2 protein-coding genes are annotated in these 4,914 nt (G+C 64.9%); one reads left to right on the forward strand and one right to left on the reverse strand.

Features of this window, described 5'->3' with window-relative positions; genetic code table 11:
* Positions 1-2,369, forward strand: a 2,369-nt coding sequence (locus WAQ08_RS00560; protein WP_422188696.1) for an ABC transporter permease, incomplete at its 5' end; no start/stop codon positions are given.
* A 26-nt stretch (positions 2,370-2,395) separates the two neighbouring features.
* Here WAQ08_RS00560 and WAQ08_RS00565 read toward each other — a convergent pair.
* Positions 2,396-4,914 (reverse strand): aconitate hydratase (locus WAQ08_RS00565; protein WP_422188697.1); only part of this gene is annotated, 2,519 nt, incomplete at its 5' end.

Raw genomic sequence — 4,914 nt, forward strand, 5'->3', positions numbered from 1 at the left:
TCTCGACCGAGAACAGCGCCGGAATCATCCCCGACTCGACGCTCGAGAAGGTCCGTTCGATCGAAGGCGTGGCGGGAGCAAGTGGGATCATCCAGACGATCTCCTCGATCGTCAAGAACGGCCGGGCCTCCAAAAAGCCCGAAGACCGCCTGTTTCTCAGCGGCGTAGACCCGGAGGCGACGGATTTTTCCGGCGGCACGCTCGACGCCGGGCGTGACATCAAGACCGGAAACGAGATCGTCCTCGACCGAGAGTTCGCTAAGAAACAGAACGTCAAGGTCGGCGGCGAGATCGATCTCGCCGGCCCGGCCGGCGCCGAGCGCTTCGCGGTGGTCGGCCTGATCAAGTTCAGGGACGGTTTCAGTTTCGGCGGCCAGGGATTCGCCCGCACCCCGATCGACACCGCGCGCGCTGCCTTCGACACGCCCGACGGCTTCAACGAGATCGACGTCGAGACGACGTCCGACGAAGTCGCGACGGTCGCCAACGTCAAGAAAAAGCTCGCCGCAAACCTCGACGAGGGCATCGAGGTCTCGACGCCCAAGGACCTCTCCGACGCGATCGTCGATTCGCTACAGGGTTTCTCGGTGTTCCTCAACTTCTTCGGAGCGATCTCGGTGTTCGTCGGCGGCTTCCTGATTCTCAACTCCTTCGGCATGACGATCGCCCAGCGGGTCCGCGAGATCGGGATGCTGCGCACGATCGGCGCGTCGCGCAAGCAGATCACCCGCTCGATCCTGCGCGAGGCGCTGTTTCTCGGTTTCTTCGGTTCGATCGCCGGCTGTCTGCTTGGCCTGGTGTTGTCGGTCGGCCTGATCGCGCTGGTCGAACGGTTCGGCGTGCCGTTTGGGTCGGTCAAGTATCCCGTCTCGGCGTTCGTCAGCGCAATGGCAATCGGGGTCGTGGCGACGGTGGTCGCCGCGGTCATCCCGGCCCGCCGCGCCGGCCGCATATCGCCGATGGAAGCAGTCAACGAGGAGCGGCGCTCCGACCGTCCGCGCCTCAGCGCGCGTCTCGCGATCGGATCCGTCCTGATCGTCGTCGGCTTCGCCGGCTCCTACGTCCTGGCCGCCGCCCAGACAACCCCGTTCCACGTCGTAATCGCCGGAATCGGCGGGATCTTCAGCCTGTTTACCGGCACGATCCTCGTGGCCCCGGCGATCGTCCCGTGGATCGCCCGTGCGCTCGCCAGGCCGATGCGTTTGCTCGCACCGGTCGAGGGCCGCCTCGCCGCCGACTCTGTGACGATGAACGCCCGCCGCACCGCGGCCACCGCCTCGATCCTGATGGTCGGCTTCGCGATGGTCGCCGCCTTCGGCTCGATCGCGTCGAGCGCCGTCAAGTCGATCAAAGACGAACTCGACCGCAGCTTCAAGAGCGACATCACCGTGCAACCGCTGGGGTTCAATGAGTTCGGCGGCCCACAGCAGAACATCTCTCCGGCGCTGACCAAGCGGATCGCCGGCATCGACGGCGTCGAGACCGTCTCACCGCGTCGATCACTCTTCATCGAGGACGGGGTCGACGGCAAGCAGACCCTGCTCAGCGCAATCGACCCGGCCACGCGTGAACGAATCGACGGCACGCGGTACATCGGCGCCGCCACCGGCGCCGTCTACGCCGGGATGGCCCGAGGCGGGGTTGTCGTCAACGAGGGCTACGCGGAGGAGCAAAAGATCGCCGTCGGCGACAAGATCGAGTTAGACGGCATCGCCGGAGCCCGCGAAGTCCCGGTCGTCGGCCTCGACCCGACGACGGCGCAGGCGACGGTCGGATTGAAGGTCTCATTGGAGCTTGCGGAGGAGGTCTATGGATTGACCAACGACTCCGTGCTTGCGATCAAGGTCACGCCCGGCGCCGACGGCGGGCGTGTGCAAAAGTCGATCGAATCGGAGTTGCGCGACTTCCCGCAACTCGACGTCGCCAGTTCCAGCGAACAGAAAAAAGCGATCGAACGCCAGCAATCTCAGGGGTTCAGTTTCTTCTACGCACTGATGTTCGTCGCAGTCCTGATCGGCGTGCTCGGCGTGATGAACACAATGTTCATCAGTGTGATCGAGCGCACCCGCGAGGTCGGCGTGCTGCGCGCGATCGGCGCTCGCCGCCGGCAGATCCGGCGCATGATCACTCGCGAGAGCCTGATGATCACGATCTCGGGCGTGCTGATGGGACTGGTCGTGGGGTTGATTCTCGGCCGAGTGTTCGTCACGGGCTTCTCCAAATCGTCCTCGACCTTCGTTTACGCCCCGCCGATCGGCGTGATCGTCACCTCGGCGCTGCTCTCGGTCGTCTTCGGGGTGCTCGCCGCCGTACTGCCCGCGCGCAGCGCGGCGAAAACCAACATCGTCGAGGCCGTCAGCTACGAGTAAGCGCAGGGGGCCGGCTGCGCGGCCGGTCAGGCCTGCGCGACGAGCTGGCGCAACACGTAGGGCAGGATCCCCCCGTGCTCGAAATACTCGATCTCGATCGGCGTGTCGATCCGCGCGACGACCTTTGTTTCGTGTACCGAGTCGTCGGCGCGGTGAATCACCAAAGTCAGCCGCTGCCGCGGCTCGACCCCCTTCTCGATACCGATGAGGTGAAATCGCTCCGACCCGTCGATGCCGAGCGAATGGGTCGATTCGCCGTTCAAGAACTGGCACGGCAGCACGCCCATCCCGACGAGGTTGCTGCGGTGGATCCGTTCGTAGCTCTCGGCGATCACCGCACGTACGCCGAGCAACCTTGTGCCCTTGGCGGCCCAGTCGCGCGAGCTGCCCGAGCCGTACTCCTTACCGGCGAAGACGACCAGCGATTTACCGACCTCGGCATATTTGGCGGCGGCGTCGAAGATGTCCATCTGCTCGGTCTGGCCGTTGCGGTGGACCGTCACGCCGCCTTCGGTTCCCGGAGCCATCAGGTTGCGGATGCGCACGTTGGCAAAGGTTCCGCGGGTCATCACACGATCGTTGCCGCGGCGCGAGCCGTAACTATTGAACTCGAACGGCTCGACCCCGTGCTCGACCAGGTAGCGGCCGGCCGGCGAATCCTTCTTGATCGCACCGGCCGGACTGATGTGGTCGGTGGTGACCGAGTCGCCGAGGATCGCCAGCGCGCGAGCGCCGTGGATCGGCGCCACCGGGACCGGCTCGATCGAAAAATCCTCGAAAAACGGTGGTTCCTGAATATAGGTGGAATCGCGGTCCCACGCGTAGACGTGTCCGGTCTTGCCCGGGATCTCATTCCAGAGCGGGTTCTGCTCGGCGAAGTCGCTGTAGAGGCGGCGAAACGTGTCGGGGTCGAGCGCCCGGGACATCAGCGCACGGATCTCGTCGAGCGTCGGCCAGATGTCTTTCAGATACACATCGCCGTCGGCGGTGGTGGCGATCGGCTCGGTCGCGAGATCGGTTTCGACTGTCCCGGCAAGCGCGAAGGCGACGACCAGCGGCGGGCTCATCAAGAAGTTCGCCTTGATGCTCTGGTGCACACGGGCCTCGAAGTTGCGGTTGCCGCTGAGCACACTCGCCGCAATTATGTCGTTCTCCGTGATCGTCTGTTCGATGCCCGAATCAAGCGGGCCGGAGTTGCCGATGCAGGTCGTGCAGCCGTATCCGACGAGATTGAACCCGAGCTTGTCGAGGAACGGCTGAAGACCGGTCTGGTCGAGGTAGTCGCTAACCACGCGTGAACCCGGTGCCAGCGACGTTTTGACCGCGGGGTTGACGGTCAGGCCCTTCTCAACCGCCTTTTTGGCGACCAGCCCGGCCGCGAGCATCACCGAGGGGTTCGACGTGTTTGTGCACGAGGTGATCGCGGCGATCAGCACGTCTCCGTGGTGGAGATCGACCGCGACACGCCGGCTCCGGTCCGAGGCCGCCGGATCGTCAAGCTGGATCAGGTCGGGCGTCGGACGGTTGTTGACCATCTCGTACTCGGTGGTCTCATTGGTGTCGCGCGTCTCCTGCCGATCCGAGAGACTCTCCTGCCCCTGTTCGCCGCCGCCGCTGACGGTGCGAGTCCCGTTGGGGCCGTGCACCGCGCAGGTTGCCGGGAACGCCATGCCGAGCTCATCGATCGCCTTGCCGTAACCACTATCGCCGGCCGGAGCCTGGAAGAGCTCGACGAACCGCTCCTTCAGATCACCGAGCTCTATGCGATCCTGCGGGCGCTTTGGTCCGGCGACGCTCGGCGTCACACTCGCGAGGTCAAGCGCCAGGTCGGTCGAATACTCGATCTCACCCGGTCGGGGAATCCCGTACAGGCCCTGGGCCTTGAGGTAACTGACGACCGCCTCGATGTCGACCGGCTCACGGCCGGTCATCCGCATGTATTCGACGGAGCGATCGTCGAACGGGAAGAAACCCATCGTCGCTCCGTACTCGGGCGCCATGTTGCTGATCGTCGCGCGGTCGGGGACCGAGAGCGACTCCGCCCCAGCGCCGTAGAACTCGACGAATTTGCCGACGACGCCCGCCGCGCGCAGCAGTTCGGTGACCCGCAACACCAGGTCCGTCGCCGTGACGCCCTCGTTGAGCGAGCCCGAGAGTTCGACGCCGACGACGTCGGGCGTGAGAAAATAGACGGGCTGGCCGAGCATTCCGGCCTCGGCCTCGATCCCACCGACGCCCCAGCCGACGATGCCGATACCGTTGATCATCGTCGTGTGCGAGTCGGTGCCGACGAGGCTGTCCGGGAAGTACACGCCGTCACGCTCCAGAACGCCTTTCGCGAGGTACTCGAGATTGACCTGGTGCACGATGCCAATGCCGCTGGGCACCACGCGAAAGCCGTCGAACGCCTGCATGCCCCATTTGAGAAACTCGTACCGCTCGCGGTTGCGCTTGAACTCCATCGCCATGTTGCGCTGGAGCGAGTCGCTGGTGCTTGCGTAGTCGACCTGCACGGAATGGTCGACGACGAGATCGACCGGAACTA

Source organism: Aquabacterium sp. (genome assembly GCF_049274795.1).
Lineage (GTDB): Bacteria > Pseudomonadota > Gammaproteobacteria > Burkholderiales > Burkholderiaceae_C > Aquabacterium.